Origin of the sequence: Micromonospora saelicesensis (assembly GCF_900091575.1) — a bacterium.
In the GTDB taxonomy this organism is placed as follows: domain Bacteria; phylum Actinomycetota; class Actinomycetes; order Mycobacteriales; family Micromonosporaceae; genus Micromonospora; species Micromonospora saelicesensis.
In genome coordinates this window covers 29,710-51,584 of sequence record NZ_FMCR01000002.1, presented here as the reverse complement: position 1 = coordinate 51,584, position 21,875 = coordinate 29,710, and the positions used below count along the sequence as shown (strand labels likewise).

22 protein-coding genes and 1 riboswitch are annotated in these 21,875 nt (G+C 71.4%); of the genes, 10 read left to right on the top strand and 12 right to left on the bottom strand.

All coding sequences use genetic code 11. From position 1 onward, the window contains the following. Nucleotides 1–158: 158 nt before the first annotated feature. Together GA0070561_RS34110 and GA0070561_RS08110 are read right to left on the bottom strand one after the other, a co-directional pair. On the bottom strand, nt 159–356 hold the full coding sequence (locus GA0070561_RS34110; RefSeq protein WP_244166115.1) for a BON domain-containing protein: 198 nt from the start codon (nt 354–356) through the stop codon (nt 159–161). Continuing rightward, nucleotides 311–847 (bottom strand): CBS domain-containing protein, encoded by a 537-nt coding sequence (locus GA0070561_RS08110; protein WP_244166114.1) that lies wholly within the window; start codon nt 845–847, stop codon nt 311–313. The genes GA0070561_RS34110 and GA0070561_RS08110 overlap by 46 nt, the downstream gene beginning before the upstream one ends. A gap of 189 nt (nt 848–1,036) precedes the next feature. Between GA0070561_RS08110 and GA0070561_RS08105 the strand changes: the two genes are divergently transcribed. Beyond that, nucleotides 1,037–1,594 carry a DoxX family membrane protein gene (locus GA0070561_RS08105; RefSeq protein WP_091397737.1) on the top strand — a complete coding sequence of 186 codons (558 nt, stop codon included), beginning with the start codon at nt 1,037–1,039 and terminating at the stop codon, nt 1,592–1,594. 218 nt (nt 1,595–1,812) lie between these two features. Continuing rightward, entirely contained in the window at nt 1,813–2,205 is a 393-nt protein-coding gene (locus tag GA0070561_RS08100; RefSeq protein WP_091397734.1) for an FKBP-type peptidyl-prolyl cis-trans isomerase, read from the top strand. A gap of 77 nt (nt 2,206–2,282) precedes the next feature. Here the strand turns inward: GA0070561_RS08100 and GA0070561_RS08095 are convergent, their stop codons facing one another. Next, nucleotides 2,283–2,669, bottom strand: a complete 387-nt coding sequence (locus GA0070561_RS08095; RefSeq protein ID WP_091397731.1) for an STAS domain-containing protein — start codon at nt 2,667–2,669, stop codon at nt 2,283–2,285. Between the two features lie 182 nt (nt 2,670–2,851). Here GA0070561_RS08095 and GA0070561_RS08090 point away from each other — a divergent pair, with 182 nt between their 5' ends. Next, a complete protein-coding gene (locus GA0070561_RS08090) occupies nt 2,852–3,868 on the top strand; it encodes an SMP-30/gluconolactonase/LRE family protein (RefSeq protein WP_091397728.1) in 1,017 nt (338 codons plus the stop codon). A 78-nt stretch (nt 3,869–3,946) separates the two neighbouring features. On the opposite strand, the gene GA0070561_RS08085 is transcribed toward GA0070561_RS08090, so the two are convergent. Further along, nucleotides 3,947–5,215, bottom strand: coding sequence for a L,D-transpeptidase (locus GA0070561_RS08085; RefSeq protein ID WP_091397725.1), 1,269 nt, complete (start codon nt 5,213–5,215; stop codon nt 3,947–3,949). Between the two features lie 726 nt (nt 5,216–5,941). Between GA0070561_RS08085 and GA0070561_RS08080 the strand changes: the two genes are divergently transcribed. Further along, entirely contained in the window at nt 5,942–6,907 is a 966-nt protein-coding gene (locus GA0070561_RS08080; protein WP_091397722.1) for a sugar phosphate isomerase/epimerase family protein, read from the top strand. Between the two features lie 23 nt (nt 6,908–6,930). After that, complete coding sequence (locus GA0070561_RS08075; protein ID WP_091397719.1) at nt 6,931–9,030, top strand: PQQ-dependent sugar dehydrogenase; 2,100 nt, start codon at nt 6,931–6,933, stop codon at nt 9,028–9,030. Between the two features lie 111 nt (nt 9,031–9,141). Here GA0070561_RS08075 and GA0070561_RS08070 read toward each other — a convergent pair whose 3' ends face one another. The 4 genes from GA0070561_RS08070 to pdhA all read right to left on the bottom strand — a co-directional run bounded on the left by GA0070561_RS08070 (nt 9,142) and on the right by pdhA (nt 14,491). Further along, nucleotides 9,142–10,821, bottom strand: coding sequence for a right-handed parallel beta-helix repeat-containing protein (locus tag GA0070561_RS08070; RefSeq protein WP_091400026.1), 1,680 nt, complete (start codon nt 10,819–10,821; stop codon nt 9,142–9,144). A gap of 162 nt (nt 10,822–10,983) precedes the next feature. Continuing rightward, the gene (locus tag GA0070561_RS08065; RefSeq protein ID WP_425255890.1) at nt 10,984–12,327 is read right to left on the bottom strand and encodes a dihydrolipoamide acetyltransferase family protein; all 1,344 of its coding nucleotides are present in this window, start codon (nt 12,325–12,327) and stop codon (nt 10,984–10,986) included. Next, entirely contained in the window at nt 12,324–13,328 is a 1,005-nt protein-coding gene (locus tag GA0070561_RS08060; RefSeq protein WP_181539337.1) for an alpha-ketoacid dehydrogenase subunit beta, read from the bottom strand. Before GA0070561_RS08060 ends, GA0070561_RS08065 begins: the two co-directional genes overlap by 4 nt. After that, complete coding sequence (pdhA, locus tag GA0070561_RS08055; RefSeq protein WP_373861509.1) at nt 13,325–14,491, bottom strand: pyruvate dehydrogenase (acetyl-transferring) E1 component subunit alpha; 1,167 nt, start codon at nt 14,489–14,491, stop codon at nt 13,325–13,327. Before pdhA ends, GA0070561_RS08060 begins: the two co-directional genes overlap by 4 nt. Nucleotides 14,492–14,596: 105 nt before the next feature. Between pdhA and GA0070561_RS08050 the strand changes: the two genes are divergently transcribed. Continuing rightward, nucleotides 14,597–15,103 (top strand): Lrp/AsnC family transcriptional regulator, encoded by a 507-nt coding sequence (locus GA0070561_RS08050; protein ID WP_091397703.1) that lies wholly within the window; start codon nt 14,597–14,599, stop codon nt 15,101–15,103. Between the two features lie 9 nt (nt 15,104–15,112). Here the strand turns inward: GA0070561_RS08050 and GA0070561_RS08045 are convergent, their stop codons facing one another. Then, nucleotides 15,113–16,084, bottom strand: coding sequence for a DNA polymerase domain-containing protein (locus tag GA0070561_RS08045; RefSeq protein ID WP_091397700.1), 972 nt, complete (start codon nt 16,082–16,084; stop codon nt 15,113–15,115). 107 nt (nt 16,085–16,191) lie between these two features. Then, complete coding sequence (locus GA0070561_RS08040) at nt 16,192–16,518, bottom strand: hypothetical protein (RefSeq protein WP_091397696.1); 327 nt, start codon at nt 16,516–16,518, stop codon at nt 16,192–16,194. 180 nt (nt 16,519–16,698) lie between these two features. On the opposite strand from GA0070561_RS08040, the gene GA0070561_RS08035 reads away from it, so the two are divergent. From GA0070561_RS08035 to GA0070561_RS08025, 3 genes are all read left to right on the top strand, one after another. Further along, nucleotides 16,699–17,430, top strand: a complete 732-nt coding sequence (locus tag GA0070561_RS08035) for a histidine phosphatase family protein (protein ID WP_091397693.1) — start codon at nt 16,699–16,701, stop codon at nt 17,428–17,430. Continuing rightward, complete coding sequence (locus tag GA0070561_RS08030; protein ID WP_091397691.1) at nt 17,414–18,283, top strand: NAD(P)H-hydrate dehydratase; 870 nt, start codon at nt 17,414–17,416, stop codon at nt 18,281–18,283. Before GA0070561_RS08035 ends, GA0070561_RS08030 begins: the two co-directional genes overlap by 17 nt. A gap of 80 nt (nt 18,284–18,363) precedes the next feature. Further along, nucleotides 18,364–18,864, top strand: coding sequence for a hemerythrin domain-containing protein (locus tag GA0070561_RS08025; RefSeq protein WP_091397687.1), 501 nt, complete (start codon nt 18,364–18,366; stop codon nt 18,862–18,864). A 60-nt stretch (nt 18,865–18,924) separates the two neighbouring features. On the opposite strand, the gene GA0070561_RS08020 is transcribed toward GA0070561_RS08025, so the two are convergent. Beyond that, nucleotides 18,925–19,731, bottom strand: coding sequence for an SDR family NAD(P)-dependent oxidoreductase (locus tag GA0070561_RS08020; protein ID WP_091397685.1), 807 nt, complete (start codon nt 19,729–19,731; stop codon nt 18,925–18,927). A gap of 149 nt (nt 19,732–19,880) precedes the next feature. Beyond that, nucleotides 19,881–19,970: riboswitch (ZMP/ZTP riboswitch) on the top strand. A 19-nt stretch (nt 19,971–19,989) separates the two neighbouring features. On the opposite strand from GA0070561_RS08020, the gene GA0070561_RS08015 reads away from it, so the two are divergent. Further along, nucleotides 19,990–21,426, top strand: coding sequence for a glycine hydroxymethyltransferase (locus GA0070561_RS08015; RefSeq protein ID WP_091397682.1), 1,437 nt, complete (start codon nt 19,990–19,992; stop codon nt 21,424–21,426). Nucleotides 21,427–21,567: 141 nt separating this feature from the next. Here the strand turns inward: GA0070561_RS08015 and GA0070561_RS08010 are convergent, their stop codons facing one another. After that, a complete protein-coding gene (locus tag GA0070561_RS08010; RefSeq protein WP_091397680.1) occupies nt 21,568–21,828 on the bottom strand; it encodes a hypothetical protein in 261 nt (86 codons plus the stop codon). Between the last annotated feature and the right edge of the window lie 47 nt (nt 21,829–21,875).

Sequence of the window (21,875 nt, the reverse complement as noted above, 5' to 3'; positions counted from 1 at the left end):
GCGCACCGCCCGTCAACCAGGCCGGCGGCCCTTTCCGAGCCTAGGTGAACGCCCGACCCGGCATCGGGCGGTCCACCGAAGTCGGATCGGGCACCACTACGGCGACCTGGTGGTTCCCAGGGGCAACGGCTGAGGCTCTGGACGGGCGCCGCCCCTGCTCAGGCGACCGGCATCACCTGGCGGGGGTCGGAGATCGTGTCGTCGGCGTCGTAGGCGATCGCGTTGGTCACCCGCACGACACCACTGACCTGCCCCGCGAGTCGACCGGCGAGGTCGACGGCGGAGCGGCGGTCCAGCCGACCGGCCAGAGTCACGTCACCGTGGCGGACCTCGACCGTGACCAGTCCATCCCGCACGGCGAGCACCCGGCGGAGCACCTCCTGGACCACGTCCTCCCGAATCTCGGCGTCCGACCGCAGGTGCACCCGCAGCAGGTCGGCACGACTGACGATCCCGACCAGCCGGCCCAGGTCGTCCAGCACGGCAGCCGTTTGACCTGCTCGCGGTCCATCAGCCGGGCAGCGGCGGACAGCGTCGCCTCCGGATCGGTGGTGACCGCCGGCGCGGTCATCAGGTCGCCGGCCAGCAGGGCGGCGCTCTTGCCACGGGCACCGCGCCGACGGCGGCTCTCGAAGACCCGTCGCAGCGCCGGATCACCGGCGCGCTCGACCCGGTGCAGCAGATCAGCCTCGGACACCACCCCCAGCACCCGGCGGAAGTCGTCGATCACCGGCACCGCGCTGACACCGTGGCGCAACAGCACATCGACGATCTCCCGGTACGGGGTCTCGGCCACCACGGTCTCGACCTCCCGGGTCATCACGTCACCCACCTGCCAGGTCCTCATCACGACCTCCCTCTCCTGGTCCAACTCGGACGCTACGACCGAGCGCCGACGGTCGTCAGGGCCGCCGGACCGGATCGGAGGGGGTCGAACGTCCCGCCCGGTTGCGGTCTGTCGGCCCTGCCGCCGAGAACGCCGTGGGCGTCCACTGGAGATGCCACCGGGAAGCGCGGTGCGAAGCTGAGAAGGGACGTGGAGACCATGATCGCGACGATCGAGCGGGTCACCGCCGATAACACCGCTGCCAAGGCCGGCACCGCTCACGAACGGGCCGTCCGGTACATCCTGGCCGGCACCCGGCTGGCGCTCGGCTGGATCTTCCTCTGGGCCTTCATCGACAAGATGTTCGGCTTCGGGATGGCCACCGAGTCGAAGAACGCCTGGATCAACGGGGGCAGCCCCACCAAGGGATTCCTGACCTTCGGCGTGACGGGCCCGTTCAAGGATCTCTACGCCGGGATCGCCGGTGCCGCCTGGGCGGACTGGCTCTTCATGGTCGGCCTGGCCGGGATCGGTGTCGCGCTGCTGCTCGGCATCGGCATGCGGGTCGCCGCCGTGGCCGGTGGGCTGCTGCTGGTCATGATGTGGACCGCCGTTCTGCCTCCGGAGAACAACCCCTTCATGGACGACCACCTGATCTACGCGGCGGTGCTGGCGGTCCTGGCGCTGGTCAACGCCGGCGACACCTGGGGTCTCGGCCGGGTGTGGGCGAGACTGCCGATCGTCCGGCGGATGCCCTGGCTGCGGTGAACACCGCACACCCCCTGCGGCGGGCGTCACCAGCATCGGTGACGCCCGCCGCGTCGTCGTCCCACCGCCCGGGCCCGAAGGGCCACCGGGACCGTCGGTGCACGACCGGCGGACGGGGCCGCGGAGCAGGTTGCGGGTCCGCCGCACATCGGTGAGGGGTGATCCGGCAGGATCGACGGTGACCGGACACATCACCCAACACGGCAGGAGATCCCCGCATGACCCAGGCAGCAGGCGCCCAGTCGGGCAAGCCCGAGGTTGGTCCGATCGAGGGTGCACCGCCGGCCGACCTCGTGATCGAGGACATCACCGTGGGCGACGGCCCGCAGGCCGAGCCGGGCCAGTTGGTCAGCGTGCACTACGTCGGCGTGTCGCACTCCACCGGCGGCGAGTTCGACTCGTCCTGGAACCGGGGCGAGGCGTTCGACTTTCCGCTCGGCGGCGGCCAGGTCATCGCCGGCTGGGACCAGGGCGTCGTCGGCATGCGCGTCGGCGGTCGCCGTCGCCTGATCATCCCGCCGCACCTGGGGTACGGCGACCGGGGCGCCGGCGGCGTCATCAAGCCGGGCGAGACGCTGGTCTTCGTCGTCGACCTGCTCGGCGTGAGCTGACCGATTGTCGGGGTCGCCGGCCCACGTCGGCGGCCCCGCGTCCGGGTACGAGGGTGGGAGCCCACTCGCCGTCGGGGTCAGGCGGCCAGTTGCAGGTCCGTGGTTGCGACCACCGGGCGACGCGCGGCCTCCATCGGCGAGGTCAGCTCCAGAATCGGCATCACGCGGTGCAGGCCGCTGACGCGCAGCACCCGCGCCACCACCGGGCTCGGGTCGACCAGGACCAACTCGCCACCGCAGGCCCGCACGCGCAGATGCGCCGCGAGCAGCGTGCGAACGCCAGCGGCGGAGAGCAGCCGCAGCCCGGACATCTCCAGTTGAAGCACCGGGCGGGCCGGCGCGGACCACAGCGCGGACCGGAACGCGGCCACCGTGGCGATGTCGACCTCGCCGGCCACCCGCACGAGGACCATCTGGTCACCCACGCTGACCTGCACGTCCAGCCGGTCGCTGTGCTCTTCCATGCCCAGAAATCTAGCCGCCACCACCGACACTTTCGCCCCTCCGCGGAGTGATTCCGGGTACGCCCAGGGGCATACCCCGAGGCGCTCCACCTCCCTCTCGGGGTGGAGTCAGGGGCCCGCGCGGCGCGCCGCACGCGCTCGGAACCCGGGGGTCGGCCGGCATTCGGGTGGAGAATAGGCCGATGCTGATCCCCCGGCCCCGGCCGCCCCGGCTGATCCGCCCCGTCCGCGAGCCGGCGACCAGCCCTCCGGCGCTGGCCGGGCCATGGGCCCCCACCGACCGTCGGCTCGACGAGGCCGAGTTGCTACCCCTCCCCGCGGGCGCCATCGGCCCCGAGGACGTGCTGATCGACCGCTCCGGGCGGGTGATCAGTGGCGACGAGGACGGTCGGCTCTGGTGGTGGCCCGTCGACGCGCTGGCCGGCACCCCACCCCAACTGCTGGCCGAGACCGGGGGTCGTCCGCTCGGCATCGAGCTGGACCCGTCCGGTGAGGCCCTGGTGGTCTGCGACGCGTACCGCGGATTGCTGCGGGTCACCCCGGACGGCGCGGTACGCGAACTGACCGGAACGGCACCCCCGGTGCACCTGGCCAACAACGCGACGGTGGGCCGTGACGGCACCATCTACTTCACCGACAGCTCCGACCGGTTTCCCGTCTCGCACTGGAAGCGGGACCTGCTGGAGCACCGTCCCAACGGTCGGGTGCTGGCCCACCATCCGGGTAGCGGCCGCACCGAGGTGGTGACCGACGGGCTGTACTTCCCCAACGGAATCGCGCTGACCCCGGACGAGTCGGCGCTGATGCTGGTGGAGACCAGCACCCACCGCCTGCTGCGGGTCGAACTCGGCGGCGGTGTGCGGGTCCTCGCCGACCTGCCCGCGTACCCGGACAATCTTGCCTCGGTTGGCGACGGGACGTACTGGATCGCGCTGCCCAGCCCCCGGGTGCCGATCGCCGAACGGCTGCTGCCCCATCCGCGGCTGCGCCAGATCGCCGCCCTGCTGCCCGACGCGATGCAGCCGCAGCCACGCCGCTACGGGCTGGTAGCGCTGGTCGACGACGCGGGAACGGTCCGCCGGACACTGCACGGTCCGAACGGGCACTACTCGATGATCACCGGGGTACGCCAGCACGGCGACCACCTCTGGCTGGGCAGCCTGACCGGGTCCGGGGTGGCCCGCGTACCCCTGGGGTGATGGCGTGATGGCCGCGGGCGGCGACAGGGCCGGTCCGCCGTGGTGGCGGGCCGACCCTGTCCTGCCGTCAGTGGTGTCTCAGCGGCCGCTGACCGAGGGCGCAGGCGCGGGCGATCCGCCGGCCACCGCGCCCGGGTGCGCCGGGGCTACCGGCGCGGGCTTGAGCCCGGGCGGCACCGGCAGGGCGCTGCCCCGGGCGAACTCGTCCCAGCTCACGTTCCACGCGGTCCAGCCGTTGCCCGGCTGTAGCTCCACCTCGGTGCCCTTGACGGTGACCAGGTCGCCAACCTGCGTCACCCCCATCAACCAGTTGGCGGCGGTGGCGGAGACGTTCGCGCAACCGTGCGAGACGTTGGTGTTGCCCTGGTCCCCCTCCGACCAGGGGGCGGAGTGGATGAACTCGCCGCCCCAGGTGTAGCGCTGGGCGTCGTCGACGTCGACCACGTAGCCGCCGTCCGGCTCACCCCGGGTGTCGAAGGTGACCCGCTCGTGCTTCTCCATGATCACCATCTTGCCGCTGGAACTCGGCGTGCTCGGCTTGCCCAGGCTGACCGGGATCCGGCGGACCTGCTTGCCGTCGCGCAGCACGGTCATCTGCTTCGTGGCGTTGTCGATCTCCAGCGAGACCTGCCGTCCGATCTTGGAGGTCGCGGTCCGCTCGGCGTCGCCGACCAGTTTCTTTCCGATCGGCAGACCTTCCAGACCGGCCCGGACACTGATGGTGGTCCCCGGCTTCCAGAAATCGGGAGCCCGGTAATAGACCTGACTTCCATCCTCAAGCCACGACCAGGTGCCCGGTTGCGGTGGATTGGTCTTTACGAACAACCGCCGCTGGACATCCGCCCTGGCCTCTTTCGGAATTCCTGGGTCGAAAGCCACCGTTACCGGCATCGCCGTGCCGTACGTCCGATTGCCGTTGAAATAGAGTGTGCTGGTGATCTGCGGCTTGGTCGATTTGGCCATCGTCGTGAAGGTGGTGGTGCGGGTGGTGGTGGCACCGGAGTCACCGGTCGCGGTCACCTCGGCGGTGTAGGTCCGTCGTGGTTGCAGCGGGGCGCTCGGCACCCAGCCGGAGCCGTCCTCGCGCGGCTCGGCGTTGACCTGCTTGCCCTTGTCGTCGGTGAGGCGTACGCCGGTGACCCTCCCACCCTTGACCACCGTGCCCACCTCGGCGCTGACCGGGACGTCCCGGGCCTTGTCCCCCGGCGTCACAGCGAGTTCCGGTGGGGCGGCGTGCTTCTTGGCCGAGCCGGTCGCCGAACCCCGGTCGGCGGTGCACGCACCCAGGACGAGTGGTGCGGCTGCGATGGTTACCGCCAACAGCGTCAATCGCCGCCTAGACGTCATGTTTCAGTCCCCCCGTTTTCGACTTCCCTCCGCCATATTCTTGCCCGCCCGAGGGGACCATTCGCGGCATTCGGAAATAATCGGCGGCGCATTTATCGACGCATTTTCCGACAATGCTCCGCTTGGCCGGAACAGGGGTTCAACCGACCCTTGTCATGTGTTTTGCTCCGCTTGAGCGACGCAACGTCGACTGTCCGAATGGCGGGGTGGTGGCATCTGGGGGTGGGCTCGGCGCGCACCGACACAGGGCGTCGGCCGCGTGGGGAGGACCCGCTCCATGATCGACTCGACTTCATGGAAGTCGCGGCATCCGGGTCGCCCTAAAACCGCGACTTCCATGAACCCGAGTGGATCACCCCGCGTCGGGCCGGGCGGATCGGGCGGCGTGGTGGGCACGGGAAGTAGAAGGTCAGGCCGGGTGGCGCACCTCGTGGGCGGACTTTTGTCAGTTGAAGCGAAACTTCCGGCGAACGCGACAAAGCTTTGCCTTCGTCCGGAGGCAAGGGTAAGGTCTCGATCTAGATAGAGGGTTGCCCATTCGTCGATCAACTTGCCGCCACCTCTGCCGGGTCGCCGCGTTCCGCTCCCGATGGGTCCGGGCCGCACCCGCGCCGTCCCTCACCGTCCAGCCGGAGCCCGCCTCCGGCCGGTTCGGCACGCCCGGCGGACGGCAGTCAGGTCGACCGCCGCCGACGGCGTACCAGCCGTCAGGAAGGGACCACCACCATGGATCAACAACTCAACCGACCGGGGCCGACGCCGGCGTCCGAGCCGGTCAGCCGGCGTGGAGTGCTGCGCGCCGCGACCGTCTCCGCGGCCGCTGTTGGCGCCGCCGGTCTGCTCGGCGGCCCGGCCGTCGCCGCGCCCGCCGCTTCCACCGGGCAGGCCCAGGGCCGCCGCCGGGTGCCGGTGGACCGGATCAGCATTCAGCTCTACACGCTGCGTGATCAGCTCGCCGCCGACCTGCCCGGCACTCTGGACGCACTGCGTCGGATCGGCTACCGGCGAGTGGAGCACGCCGGTTTCGTCGGACGCACCGCCGCACAGTTCCGGGCCGCGCTCGACGAGGCCGGGCTGCGTTCCACCTCCGGCCACGTCGGCATCCCGCAGCCGTTCGACGCCGCCACCTGGGAGCAGGCTCTCGCCGACGCCAACGTGGTGGGCTGCAAGAAGATCGTCCACCCGTACTTCGGTCGGGACGCGAGCGGCCAGCCGATCCGGGACCCCGCCGTCTACCGGGCCCTGGCCCGGGACCTGAACCGCGCCGGTCGGCTCGCCGAACGCGCGGGGCTCGACTTCGGCTACCACAACCACCAGCTCGAGTTCGTGCCGCTGACCGGCGGCTCGACCGGGTTCGACATCCTCAGCTCACAGACCGATTCCCGGCTGGTCCACTTCGAGCTCGACCTCTACTGGACCTGGCGGGGCGCCCACGACCCGGTCGACGTGATCCGGGCCAACCGCGGTCGGATCCGCCAGGTGCACGTCAAGGACCTCGACGTCGAGGGTGGGTTCGCCGACCTCGGCGACGGTGTCATCGACTTCGGCCGCATCTTCGCCCACGAGCGGGAGGCCGGCATCGAGGAGTACATCGTGGAGCGTGACGACGCGGGCACTGCGCCGCGCTCCCCCGCCGACGCCCTGGACACCGCTCGCGTCGGCTTCGACTATCTCGCTTCACTTCGGTACTGAAACCACCCCGGGGGACTCACCTGATGAACAGGACCGCATTCGCGTCCGCCCTGCTGCTGGTGACGGCCGGTCTGGCCGTACCACCGTCGGCAGCGTCCGCAGCGCCGGCCGCGCCGCCGGACAGCAGCTTCCAGAAAGTGACACTAAACGACTTCCCGGGCGAGCCGATGAGCCTCGCCGTTCTGCCCGACCTGCGGGTGCTGCACACCTCCCGCACCGGTGAGGTCCGCATCCACGACCCGCGCACCGGGCTGAACACCCTCGCCGCCGACATTCCGGTGTACGAGCACGACGAGGAGGGGTTGCAGGGCGTCGCCATCGACCCGAACTTCGCCCAGAACAAGTGGGTGTACCTCTACTACTCGCCGCCGATGGACACTCCGGTGGACGACCCGGCGACCCCCGGCGTCAACGAGGGGGACGCGCCCGAGACCGGCACCGAGGCGGACTGGCAGCGGTTCAAGGGCGCGCTGCGGCTGTCCCGGTTCAAGCTGGACGGGATGAAGCTCAACCTCGCCAGCGAGCAGCAGATCATCGACGTGCCCACCGACCGGGGCATCTGCTGCCACGTCGGCGGCCAGATCGACTTCGACAGCAAGGGCAACCTGTACCTGTCGACCGGTGACGACACCAACCCGTTCGCCTCCGACGGCTACATCCCGATCGACGAGCGGGCCGACCGCCACCCGGCGTACGACGCCCAGCGCACCTCGGCCAACACCAACGACCTGCGCGGCAAGCTGCTGCGTATCAAGGTGAAGGCCGGTGGTGGTTACACGGTGCCGGCCGGCAACCTGTTCAAGGCCGGCACGGCGCAGACCCGCCCGGAGATCTACGCGATGGGGCTGCGCAACGCGTTCCGGTTCGCCGTCGACAGGCGCACCGACAACGTGTACGTGGGCGACTACTCCCCGGACGCCTCCAGCCCGAACCCGGAGCGCGGGCCGGCCGGGCACGGCCGGTGGATGCTCGTCGACAAGCCGGCGAACTACGGCTGGCCGTACTGCGTGACGCCGACGATCGCCTACCGCGACTACGACTTCGCCACCGGCGAGTCCGGCGCCAAGTTCAACTGCAAGCGCCCGGTCAACGACTCACCGCGCAACACCGGCAAGCGCGTGCTGCCGCCGGTCGAGCAGCCGGAGGTCTGGTACGCGGCCGCCCCCTCGGCCGAGTTCCCGCAGCTGGGCACCGGCGGCATCTCTCCGATGGGTGGCCCGGCGTACGACTACGACGGAACCAGCACGTCGCGCACTCGCTGGCCGGCCTACTACGACGGGGTCCCGCTGTTCTACGAGTGGTCCCGCGACTACATCAAGGAGTTCCGCCTCGACGAGGACGGCGACGTGACGGACATCCGTCCGGTGGCGCCGTCGCTGGTGGTGGACAACCCGATGGACATGGAGTTCGGCCCGGACGGCGCGCTCTACGTGCTGGAGTACGGCGACGGCTACTTCGCCGAGAACCCGGACGCGCAGCTGTCCCGGATCGACTTCGTCCGGGGCAACCGGACGCCGATCCCGAAGATCAGTGGCACCCCGACCGTTGGGCAGGCCCCGCTGACCGTCGCGTTCTCCAGCGCCGGCACGACCGACCCGGACGGTGACAAGCTCAGCTACGCGTGGGACTTCAACGCGGACGGCTCGGTGGACAGCACCGCTCCGAACGCGAGCTGGACGTTCCCGGAGAACGGCTCGTACATGCCGACGCTGAAGGTCACCGACCGCACCGGACGGTCCGCCTCGGCGTCCCTGCCGCTGGTGGTCGGGCCGACCGCGCCGATCGTCGAGTTCGTCACCCCGGAGGCCGGGCAGCCGTTCCAGTTCGGGCAGACGGTCGCGTACGAGGTGAAGGTCACCGACGACCTGCCGGTGGACTGCTCCCGGGTGAAGGTCACCTACGTGCTCGGGCACGATGAGCACGGGCACCCGCTCTCCACCTCGACGGGTTGCTCCGGGACCATTCCCACCTTCCTCGACGGTGGGCACAGCGGCGCGGACAACCTGACCGCGGTGTTCGTCGCGGAGTACACCGACGCCCCGACCGACCCGGGCGTACCCCCGCAGTCCGCTTCGGCGACGGTGGTGCTGGACCCGACCCCGGTGGCCGGTCTGGCCGGCTGATCAGTTCAACCACGACAGTGGCGGCGGCCGGATCACTCCGGCCGCCGCCGCACGTCGTTCAGCTCCACGTTCTCGCCGGCACCATCGCCGGGACGTCCAGACGGCGGCCGGTCAGCTCCAGTCGCTGTCCACGTGGTTGTCGCGCCACCGTCCGCCCACCGGCGGGGTGTCCAGTCGCATCCCCTCGTCGGCGTTGCCGGCCAGGTCGTTGTCCTCGACCCGGCAGTCAACGCAACTGCCCCGCTCGGTGATCCACAGCCCGTGCGTCTGGGTCGGGTTGTCGTGGTTGTCCCAGACCCGATTTCCCCGGATGGTGGCCGAGTCGAACGGCGCGTCGATGGTGATGCCGGCCCGCAGCTTCGGCGCGGCGGCCAGTTCGTACCCGCATCCCGGCGGTGGCACGTCCCCGCTCCACGCGCTGAACGCGTCCGGGCGGACCGGGGCGAGGGTGAGTTCGTCGCCGGTGTTGGAGGCCACCGTGGCCACGGCCTTTCCGACCCGTAGGACCTTGCCCCGGTGCCCGTCGTGCGGCCAGTTGGCCGACCGGTCCACCAGGCACCGCTCGCTGTAGTGGACGGCGTCGCCGGTACCGCCGGTGCCCTCGCCGTACTGCCGTCCGTTGTTGCGGATCCGGTTGTTCAGCAGCACCGCGTCGGTCATCTGGTGGTCGATGCGGATCGCGTCGAGGCCGTTGCCCCAGAACTCGTTGCTCTCGATCACCACGTCCCGCACCGAGCCCCGGTAGCCGCGCCCGAGGTCGTGGGAGTGGTAGCCGTGCCGGCCGTTGCCGCTGATCCGGTTGCCCCGGACGGTGTACGGGCCGGGGCTGTTGCCGATGCTGACCCCGTCGCGCAGGTTGCCGTCGATGACGCAGTCGGTGAGCAGCCCACCCCGGCCGGCCACGGACGAGGTGCCCTGCGACGACACGTCGAACCCGGCCTCCAGGTTGCCGGTCATCGTGCAGGCCGAGACGATCAGACCGTCGGCGCCCCAGTCGGAGATGCCGAAGCGGTTGCCCTGACTGTGGCAGCCGACGATGCGGTAACCGCGGGGCGGTTCCCAGTAGTCCTTCTGCAGTTCCAGGAAGATCCCGTTGGTGCCGTTGGCCAGGGCGGTGCAGTTGGCGATGGTCAGCCGCTCCACCGCTCCCCAGCCGCCGATGCCGATCCCGATTCCGGCGCCGCCCATCTGCTCGCCGTTGTCCAGTCGGCCACAGCCGACCACCACCACGCCGTCGATCAGGGAGTCCTGGAGGAAGTCGCAGCCCAGCCCGGTGGCCGCGGTGTGGTGGATGTAGAGGTTGCGGAACACGCCCCGCACCACGTACTGGAGGCCGAGGCCCTTGGCCAGGTAGTTGTACTCGGCCATGGCGACGCCGGAGCCGTCGATCTGGAAGTCGGAGAAGGTGCAGTCGGCGATGTGCCGGTCCCGGTCGGCGCCGTGCTGCACTGTGGTCCAGAACGCCAACGGGGTGGGGTCGGCCCGGTTGCCCTCGTTGCTGAGCATGAACCGGGTCGCCGCCGGGCCGGCCCCGATCAGTGACACACCGCTGCGCCACACCGTGCCCGCGTCCCGGATCGAGTAGATGCCCGGCGGGCAGTAGATGACCCGGGCCCGTCCGTCCGAGGCGTAGCCGGCGCCGAGGCGGTCCACGAGGGCGGCCAACGCCGGCTGGTCGTTGGTCGCGCCGTCACCGGTCAGCCCGTACTCCAGCGCGTCGCAGTACAGCGGCGCGCCGGCTGAGGCGGGCCGTCGTACCCGGACCGAGTTCAGTAGCAGCTCGTTCGCCACGGCCACGGGCGGGCTCCCTTCGACGCGTTCGGTGCGCTCCGGCGGGGCCGACTTCCCGGTGACGCCGCCGGGAAACCCTGGCCGGATGACACCGCCGGGGAACCCCGGACGTGCGCCGGCCCCGGCGCCACACGGGCAGCGCCGGGGCCGAGGGGGTACGCGTCAGACGGCGGCGATGAGCAGCGCCGGTCGCTCCACGCAGTCGGCGACGTGCCGCAGGAAGCCGCCGGCCACCCCGCCGTCGCAGACCCGGTGGTCGAAGGTGAGGCTGAGCTGGGTCACCTTGCGGACGGCGAGCTGCCCGTCGACCACCCACGGCTTGTCCACGATCCGCCCCACCCCGAGCAGGGCCGCCTCGGGGTGGTTGATGATCGGCGTGGAGCCGTCGACGCCGAACACCCCGTAGTTGTTCAGCGTGAAGGTGCCACCGGTCAGCCGGGCCGGAGGCAGGCTGCCGGCCCGCGCGGCGGCGGTCGTCGCCGCCAGTTCGGCGGCCAGCTCGGCGGTGGTGAGCCGCTGGGCGTCGCGCAGCACCGGCACCAGGAGCCCCCGGTCGGTCTGCGCGGCGATGCCGAGGTGCACCGCGGCGGACTGGACGATGCGCTGCGCCTCGGTGTCGACCCGGGAGTTGAGCTGCGGGAACCGGCGCAGCCCGCTGAGGCAGATCCGGGCCAGCAGGGCCAGGATGCTCACCGGCGCGTCGGGCGTCGCGGCGTTGATCGCGGCGCGGGTCTCCAGCAGCCCGGTGGCGTCCACGTCGACCCAGATGGTCACCTCCGGGATCTCCCGCCGGCTGCGGGAGAGCTTGTCGGCGATCACCTTGCGGACGCCGGTCAGCGGGACGATCACGTCACCGTCCCCGACCGGGGCCGACCCGACCTGCGGGTCCGGCACGGCGGCGAGCCGGGCGGCGGGCGCGGTCAGCGCGGCCTCCACGTCGGCGCGGCGGATCACGCCCCCGGGTCCGGTGCCTCGCACCGTGTCGAGGTCGACGCCGTGCTCGCGGGCCAGCCGCCGCACGATCGGCGAGATGACCAGGGCGGCGGTAGGCGGCGCCGGGTCGCCGGAAGCGGCACCGGCAGCCACCCCGATCGGGCCGACGTCGGCCGGTTCGGGGGCCACCGCCAGGCGGGGCCGGCGCCGACGGCGGGTGGCGGTGCCGTGGCCGGTGCCGTACCCGATCAGCACGTTGCCCGAGCCGGCGCGCTCCTCCTCGCGGTAGGTGGCGTGCCCGGCGGGCTCGTCCCCCCCGTCCAGCGGCGCGATGGTGATCAACGGCTGGCCGACCGGGCGTACCTCGCCGGCCGCGCCGTGCAGGGTGACCACCCGCCCGGCGTACGGGCAGGGCACGTCGACGACGGCCTTGGCGGTCTCCACCTCGACCACGCTCTGGTCGACGGTGACCACGTCACCCACGGCGACCCGCCACTCGACGATCTCGGCCTCGCTCAGCCCCTCGCCCAGGTCGGGCAGGAGGAAGACCTGCGTCCGTTCGACGGTGGTCATGCCGCCGCCCAACGCGCGTCCGGCTGGTCGTCCCACTGGAGGCGGGCCACCGCGTCGAGCACCCGGTCCACGCCGGGCAGGTGGGTGTGCTCCAGCATCGGCGCCGGGTACGGGATGTCCAGTCCGGCGACCCGCAGCACCGGGGCGTGCAGCGCGTGGAAGCAGCGCTCCTGCACCCGGGCGGCGATCTCCGCGCCGACGCCCGCGAAGCCGGGCGCCTCCTGGATCACCACGCACCGGCCGGTACGCCGGACCGAGGCGGTGATGGTCTCGTCGTCGAACGGCACGATGGTCCGCACGTCGACGACCTCAAGGTCCCACCCCTCCTCCCGGGCTGCCTCGGCGGCCTCCAACGCGACCGGCACCGCCGGCCCGTACGCCACCAGGGTGGCGTCGCGTCCGGGCCGGCGCACGACGGCCCGGCCGAACGGCTCGTTGCGGGTCGGCAGAGACGCCTCGGCGCTGGCGAAGTAGAGCTTCTTGGGCTCCATGAAGACCACCGGGTCGGGGTCCTCGATCGCCTCGCGCAGCAGCGAGTACGCGTCGTCGACGGTCGCCGGGGTGACCACCTTCAGCCCGGGGGTGTGCGCGTAGTACGCCTCGGACGAGTCGCAGTGGTGCTCGACCCCGCCGATCCCGCCCGCGTACGGCACGCGGATGACGATCGGCACGCTCAGCGCGCCCCGGGTGCGGTTGCGCAGCTTCGCCACGTGCGAGGCGATCTGCTCGAAGGCCGGGTACGCGAACGCGTCGAACTGCATCTCGACCACCGGGCGCAGGCCGGACATGGCCATACCGACGGCGAAGCCGACGATGCCGGCCTCGGCGAGGGGGGTGTCGAAGCAGCGGTTCTCGCCGAAGCGGGCCTGGAGGCCGTCGGTGATCCGGAAGACGCCGCCGAGCGCGCCGACGTCCTCACCGAAGACGACGACCCGGTCGTCGGCGGCGAGCGCGTCGGCGAGCGCGGTGTTGAGCGCCTTCGCCATGGTGGTGGCCATCAGGCGTCACCCTCCTCGGCGTGGGCGGCGGCCAGCTCGGCGCGGACCTGCTCACGCTGTTCGATCAGTTGCGGGGTGGGCTCGGCGTAGACGTGGTCGAAGAGGCTCAGCGGGTCGACAGTGGGCTGCTCGTTCATCCGGGTCCGCAGCTCCGCCGCGTACGCCTCGGCCTGCTCGGCGATCTCCGCGACCGCCGCGTCGTCGAGCACGCCGCGGGCGCGCAGGTAGGTCTCCAGCCGGGCGACCGGGTCCCGGTCGCGCCAGGCGTCGACCTCGGCGCCGTCGCGGTAGCGAGTGGCGTCGTCGGCGTTGGTGTGCGGCTCCATCCGGTAGGTGTGCGCCTCGACCAGGAACGGTCCCTTGCCGGCCCGGGCGTGGGCGACCGCGCGGGTGAGCACGGCGAGCACCGCGACCGGGTCGTTGCCGTCGACCTGCTCGCTGGGTACGCCGTAGCCGACGCCCTTGTAGGCCAGCGACGGCGCGGCGGTCTGCCGCGACAGCGGGACGCTGATGGCGTACTTGTTGTTCTGCACGAAGAAGACCACCGGCGCCTTGAACACGGCGGCGAAGTTGATCCCCTCGTGGAAGTCACCCTCGCTGGTGGCGCCGTCGCCGATGAAGGCCAGCGCCACGGTGTCGCGACCCTGGTACGCCTCGCCGTGCGCCAGCCCGGCGGCGTGCACGCACTGGGTGGCGAGGGGCGTGCACTGCGGTGCGGTGTGTACCTCGGTCGGGTCGTAGCCGCAGTGCCAGTCGCCGCGCAGCAGGGTGAGCACCTCGACCGGGTCGATGCCTCGGGCAACCAGCGCCATCGACTCGCGGTACGTGGGGAAGACCCAGTCGGTGTCGCGGACCGCGAGGACCGCGCCGACCTGGCACGCCTCCTGGCCCCGAGAGGACGGGTAGACGGCGAGCCGGCCCTGCTTGGTCAGGGCGGTCGCCTGGGTGTCGAAGCGGCGGCCGAGCACCATCCGGCGGTACAGCTCGCGCAGCACCTCGGCGGGTGGTTCGGGGTAGTCGGCGCGGGCGGGCAGCGGCGTGCCGTTCTCGGCGAGCAGGCGGACCGGCTCGGCGTCTGGCAGCAACGAGCGCGCCGGGTCGGGCGGGGTGACCGTTCGACGGGTGCGCGGGGATGCCCTGCGGACCGCCTGGGGAGTGGTCGTCACGGCGGAACCTCCTGGGACGTGTGGTGAGCCTATGCTTCCGCTTGTGGATGATTGACTCAAGATCGACACAGAAGGCGGGACGGTTGGCATGCGGAGGACCCATCAGTGAGCCAGGAGACCGCCGACGAAGCGAGCCGGGGCGCGGGAACGGGACGATCGGCCCGAGCCCTGGACGAGGTCGACCGGCGGATCCTCGACGAGCTGGTCCGCGACGGTCGGACGTCGGTGCGCACCCTCGCCGAACGGATCCACATCTCCCGCACCAACGCGTACGCGCGGGTGGAGCGGTTGCTGCGCGACGGGGTGATCACCGGGTTCCGGGCCCAGGTGGCGCCCGAGGCGGCCGGACTGGGCACCTCGGCGTACATCGCCCTGACCATCGAGCAGAACACCTGGCGGGAGGTGTCGGCCGAGCTGGCCCGGGTGCGCTACATCGAGCATGCCGCGCTGCTCGGCGGTGACCACGACGTGCTCGCGTTGGTGCGCGCCCCGGACAACGCCGCGCTGCGCGACGTGGTGCTGGGCCGGGTGCAGAGCATTCCCGGGGTGCTGTCCACCCGCACCTGGCTGGTCTTCGAGGAGTTCGACGGGCTCGGCAGCCCCTGGGCGTGACCGCCGGGCTCAGCGCTCCGGCGGGGCCTCCAGCCCGTCGCGGTCGGCCAGCTCCAGCAGTGGTTCCAGCGAGTGCCGGTCACCGTCCAGGCCGGCGTGCGGGTCGCCGCGCTCGGCGAACCGGGCCGGCATGCTGAGCACGTCGAAGTCCTCCGGTCGGACCTGGTCCAGCTCCGACCAGTCCAGCGGCGCGGAGACCAGCGCGGCCGGCGTCGGCCGGATCGAGTACGCCGAGGTCACCGTGTGGTCGCGGGCCATCTGGTTGTAGTCGACGAAGACCGGCCGGTCCCGTTGCTCGCGCCACCAGGTGGTGGTGACCAGGTCCGGCAGCCGGCGCTGCATCTCCCGGCCCAGCGCGAGCACCGCCCGACGGCAGTCACCGAAGCTCCACCGCGGCTCGATCGACAGGTAGACGTGCAGCCCTCGACCGCCGGTGGTCTTCGGGTAGCCGGTCATGCCCAGCTCGGCCAGGAACGCCCGCACCTCGTGCGCCACCGGCACTACCTGCTCGAAGCCGACGCCGGGCATCGGGTCCAGGTCGATGCGCAGCTGGTCGGGGCGTTCCACGTCGGCGGCCGTGACCGGCCACGGGTGGAACCGCAGGGTGCCCAGGTTGGCCGCCCAGATGACCACTGCCAACTCGCTCGGCGCGACCTCGTCTGCCGTACGGCCACTGGGGAAGGTGATGTGCGCGGTCCGCACCCACTCGGGCGCGCCGGCCGGCAGCCGCTTCTGGTAGAACGCGTCGCCCCGGTTGGTCTGCCGGGTGGCGATCGTCGCGCCCTCGAACACACCGCGCGGCCAGCGTTCCAGCATGGTCGGCCGATCCCGCAGCGCGCGCAGGATGCCGTCACCCACCGCCAGGAAGTAGCGGACCACGTCCAGCTTGGTCAGCCCACGCTCGGGAAAGTACGGCTTGTCGGGGCTCGAGACGCGGACCAGCCGCTCCCCCACCTGGATCTCCTCCGCCGCCGTGGCCACGCCACCGAGGGTACGACGCGCAGGCGCGCTCCACGGTCACCGAGCGGACACTGGTGCGGCGCGGCGCCGGTGGAGCTGCCCGTCGACGGTGAGGTCGCCGCGCTCGATCAGTCGATCAGCAGCACGCCGACCACGATCAGTGGCAGCCCGACGAAGAGGAAGATGCCGACCCCGGTGAGCACCCGCCCGCCGCCGGCAGTCTCGCGCTCCCCTGCGGCGCCGAAGATGGCGCGCGGGCCGAGCATGCCGATCCGACTCATCGTCAGGTCACCCGTCACACCGAGGAGCCCGCCTACCACTATCAACGCGATGCCCAGCCGGGTGGTGTACTCGCCGCCGGCGACCGCCACCCAGATCCCTGCCGCGACCGCGACCAGCACCCCGGCGATCACGAACAACAGAAGGGCTTCCCGCAGACCTCGCACGATAGTCATCGTCGACACATCCCCACCAGTCGCCCTGCCCACATTGTTCCGCATCGAACCGTCGTGGCGCTGCCCCGAAGCCGACAACTGTGGCTGGCGATTTAGTTATGTCAATCCCTTCTACGGTGGGGGTGGCGCGACGCCGACCGGACACGGTTACCGTCGGCGGTGCCCGGGTAGGGGGGCCGCATGGCGGAACTGGCAACCCTCTGGATCGTCCGACACGGCGAGAGCACCGCGAACGTCGCGGCGACGCACGCCGAGGCGTCGGGCGCGGAGCTGATCGACCTCACCCACCGCGACGCCGACGTGCCACTCTCCGCGACCGGAGAGGAGCAGGCTCGGGCGACCGGCCGTTGGCTGGCCGAGCTGCCGGACGCGAGGCGCCCCGACGTGGCGGTGGTCTCGCCGTACCTGCGCGCGGTGCAGACCTCGCGGCTGGCGCTGGCCGGCACCGACATCCCCGTCCACCGCGACGAGCGGCTGCGCGACCGGGAGCTGGGCATCCTCGACGGGCTGACCGGGCACGGGGTGCGCCAGCGCTACCCGGACGAGGCCGACCGCCGGGAGCGGTTGGGCAAGTTCTACTACCGGCCGCCGGGTGGGGAGTCCTGGACGGACGTGGCGTTGCGGCTGCGGACGCTGCTGGGCGACCTGCGCCGCGACCACGAGGGTTGCCGGGTGCTGCTCTTCGGCCACGACGCGCTGGTCTTCCTGCTTCGCTATCTGGTGGAGGGATTGACCGAGGACGAGCTGATGGCGCTCACCCGGCAGGACGTCATCGCCAACTGTTCGATCACCGAGTGGTCGGCGGACGGCGACGACCGCCTGGCCCTCACCGCCTTCAACGACGTCGCGCACCTGCGTCAGCAGGGCGCCCAGCCGACCAGGGAGGACGAGATCCATGCCGAGCCGGTCTGAGGTGAAGGTGATCACCCCGGCGTTGCTGCGGGACTGGGCGCTGCCGGTGCCGGTCGGTGGAAAGGAGAGCCGGGGAACGGTGCTGGTGGTCGGCGGTTCCCGCTTCACGCCGGGCGCGGTGCTGCTCGCCGGGGTGGCCGCGTTGCGCGCCGGTGCCGGGGTGCTCCAGCTCGCCGCCGCCGAGTCCACCGCCGCCGCGCTGAGCATCCAGGTGCCCGAGGCGCTGGTGATCGGTCTGCCGGAGACCACCGACGGCGCGGTGGCCGCCGACCGGGACGGCCAGCTCGGCGACCTGGTCGCGCAGGCCGACGTGGTGGCGGTCGGCCCCGGTCTGAAGGCGATCGACGAGACCAACCGCCTGCTGAGCCTGGTTCTGGAGGCGGCCCGTCCGGACACGTCGCTGGTGCTCGACGCGTACGCCCTCGGTGCGCTCAGCCACGCACCGGACCTGCTGGTCGGCTCGGGTCGGCCCGTGGTGCTCACCCCCAACGTCACCGAGGCCGGGCACCTGCTCGGACGGGAGCCGGGTGACGACCTGGACGCTGAGGCGGCCGAGTTGGCCGCGCGGTACGAGGCGGTCGTGTCGCTGTACGGGCACGTGGCCGCCCCGGACGGTCGGGGCTGGCGGGAGGAGAGCGGCGACGCCGGGTTGGGCACCTCCGGCAGCGGGGACGTGCTCGCCGGGTTGCTGGCGGGCCTGCTGTCGCGGGGTGCCGACCCCGCGCAGGCGGCCTGCTGGGGCTCGTTCGCGCACTCGGTGAGCGGGCAGCGGCTGATCCCCCGCTACGGCCGGATCGGCTTTCTGGCTCGGGAGTTGCTCGACGAGATCCCCCGCACCCTGGCGATGGTCTGAGGCGGTTTCACCTGTTTCCGCATTTCGGCGTCGGGGTACCGGAACCCCACCAGCCGAGACTTTTCAGGGAGGTCATACCGGTGTCGACCGATGCCATCGTCCTGCTCAAAGAGGACCACAAGGAAATGCGTCGCCTGTTCAAGGCCTTCCAGGACGCCGAGGAGGGGCCGGCGAGCCAACGGCAGAAGTTGGTGGACCAGATCCTGGAGGCACTGACCGTGCACACCTACCTGGAGAACGAGGTGATGTATCCGGAGGTCCGCCGGCTGCTGCCCGACCTGGAGGACGACATCCTCGAGTCGTACGAGGAACACCACGTCGCCGATGTGCTCTGCGCCGAGCTGGCCAGCATGAACGCCGACGACGAGCGGTTCAACGCCAAGACGACGGTGCTGATCGAGAACGTCACCCACCACGTCGAGGAGGAAGAGCAGGAGTGGTTCCCCAAGGTCCGCGACGCGCTGGGCCGCAAGCAGCTCCAGGAGATCGGCGAGAAGATGATCGCGCTGCGCGCGGACGCGCCGCGTACCCCCACCGCGCCGAAGGCGATCAAGAAGGCGCTCGATGCGGTGACGGCCTGAGGCACCCGCTCACACCGAAGGGCCCGGCACCATGCCGGGCCCTTCGTCGTGCACCACGGGTCAGCTGCCCGATCCCGGCTCGGCCATCCGGCGGTGCTGCTCGGACTTGAGCTTGTCCGGAATGATCTTGCCGGCGGCGGTCTGCACCTTGTTCATCAGCGAGCCGGCGGTGATCGTCTGATCACCCCTCATCATCGCCTCGAAGCCCTGCTCGGCGACCTTCGCCGGGTCGTCCTTCCTGCCCGAGCCCACCCGGGTGTCCTCCATGTCGGCCCGGTCGAAGAACTCCGTGTCGGTCGGCCCGGGCATCAGCGAGGTCACCGTGACGCCGGTGTCCTTCAGCTCGTTGCGCAGCGCCTCGGCGAAGGACTGCACGAACGACTTCGACGCGTTGTAGACCGCCTGGAACGGCCCCGGCATGGTGGAGGCGATCGACGAGGTGAAGAGGACCCGGCCCGTGCCCCGCTCGACCATCCCGGGCAGCAGCCGCTTCGCCAGGTGCACCGTCGAGCGCACGTTGAGGTCGACGATCTCCAACTCGTCGGCGAGGTCGGTGCCGCCGACGAAGGCGCCACCGGCGCCCCGACCGGCGTTGAGCGCCAGCGCGTCCAGCGGTCGTCCGGTCGCGGTGACGGCGGCCACCAGTTCCGTCACGCCCTGCTCGCGGGCCAGGTCGACGCGGACCGACCAGATCTGCGGGCCGCCGTCGCGGCGCAGCTTCTGCGCGGCCGTCTCGATGCCGTCGTCCTCGGCCGCGATGACCAGGTCGAAGCCGTGCTCGACGAACTGCGCCGCCAGCTCGTACCCGATCCCGCTGGAGGCCCCGGTCACCAGGGCGAGCGGCCGGTCGGAGGTGGGTGTGGTCATGTTCTCGACTCCTTCTGTGCGAACCCTGGCCGCACCCGTGACGGTGCGGTGGTCACCTACCGTGTGCCCCGCGACGCATCGCCCAATCACGTCGGCGGGGTCGCCTCCCGGAGGGCGGCCCGAACGGCCGGTTCCGGCCCGGTAGGATCCTCCCGGGCCGTTACTGGCGCGTGGGGATGGAGAACCATCGGGGAGCGGCCTCGTCACGTGGACGTTTGCCGAGCGCCTGGGCCTTCCCGCACGTCTGTTGGAGGTCGCATGTCCCGCAACGCCGAATCCACCGCATTCCGGAGTGCCCTTGAGGTGATCCGGGCTGTCGAGCCGCGGGTCGCCGACGCCATCGGCGCCGAGCTGACCGACCAGCGGGAGTCGCTCAAGCTGATCGCCAGCGAGAACTACGCCTCCCCGGCGACCCTGCTGGCCATGGGCAACTGGTTCAGCGACAAGTACGCCGAGGGCACCGTCGGCCGCCGCTTCTACGCCGGCTGCCAGAACGTCGACACCGTCGAGGCGCTCGCCGCCGAGCACGCCCGGGAGCTGTTCGGCGCCGCCCACGCGTACGTGCAGCCGCACTCGGGCATCGACGCCAACCTGGTCGCCTTCTGGGCCGTGCTGGCCGACCGGGTGGAGTCCCCCGCCCTGAAGAAGGCCCAGGTCCGCCAGGTCAACGACCTCACCGAGGCCGACTGGTTCGCGCTGCGCCGCGAGCTGGGCAACCAGCGGATGCTCGGCATGTCGCTGGACGCCGGCGGTCACCTCACCCACGGTTTCCGGCCGAACATCTCCGGCAAGATGTTCGACCAGCGCAGCTACGGCACCGACCCGACGACCGGCCTGATCGACTACGACCGGGTGGCCGAGGCCGCCCGCGAGTTCAAGCCGCTGATCCTGGTGGGCGGCTACTCGGCGTACCCCCGGAAGGTGAACTTCCGGATCCTGCGCGAGATCGCCGACTCGGTCGGCGCCACCTTCATGGTCGACATGGCGCACTTCGCGGGCCTGGTGGCCGGCAAGGTGTTCACCGGCGACTTCGACCCGGTGCCGCACGCGCACATCGTCACGACCACCACGCACAAGTCGTTGCGCGGCCCGCGCGGCGGCATGGTGCTCTGCCAGCCGGAGCTGGCCGACCAGGTGGACCGGGGCTGCCCGATGGTGCTCGGCGGTCCGCTGCCGCACGTGATGGCCGCCAAGGCGGTCGCACTCGCCGAGGCCCGCCGGCCCGACTTCGCCGACTACGCCCAGCGGATCGTCGACAACGCGCAGGCGCTCGCCGAGGGGCTGCTGAGCCGGGGCGCGACGCTGGTCACCGGCGGCACCGACAACCACCTGGTGCTGATCGACGTGTCCGGCTACGGCCTCACCGGCCGGCAGGCCGAGCAGGCCCTCCTCGACTCGGGCATCGTCACCAACCGCAACTCGGTCCCGCAGGACCCGAACGGCGCCTGGTACACGTCCGGCATCCGGGTCGGCACCCCGGCGCTGACCACCCGGGGCCTGGGCACCGCCGAGATGGACCAGACCGCCGAGCTGATCCACACCGTGCTGACCCAGACCACCGCCGGTGCCAACGCCGACGGCACCCCGTCGAAGGCCAAGTACACGCTGGACGCCGGCCTGGCCGACAAGATCGCCCGCCAGGCCACCGACCTGCTGGCCACGTACCCCCTCTACCCCGGCATCGACCTGAGCTGAACGGCGACGCCACTGACGGCAACGTCGCTCGTGGCACTTGCTCCAACCAGCGATATACCTCTGAGTCATAGTTATGACCCAGAGGTATATCGCTCACTGAGGTGAGTGCCGCGGCGGCGGGGCCGTCGCAGCGGGCAACCCTCAGGCCATCGGGCGCTTCAGGTGGTAGCGGTGGACCTCGGTGCTGCCCTGGACGTTGTTGACGTCCTCGGCGGCGGAGACCAGCTCCCACCCCTCCCGGCCGGCGCGGTTGAGGTGCGCGATGGCGGTGTCGCCGTAGGCGGTGATGTCCTTGCGTGACCCGTCCGGGGCGTACCAGACGAACGAGACGTGAAAATTGCGGCCCTGTCCCTGATAGCGGCGGACGAGCAGGGCGTACTCCCAGGCAACCATGCGGCTTATTATGACCGTCCAACCAGGACGGCGGCACGCGGGTCGTCGCGCATTGC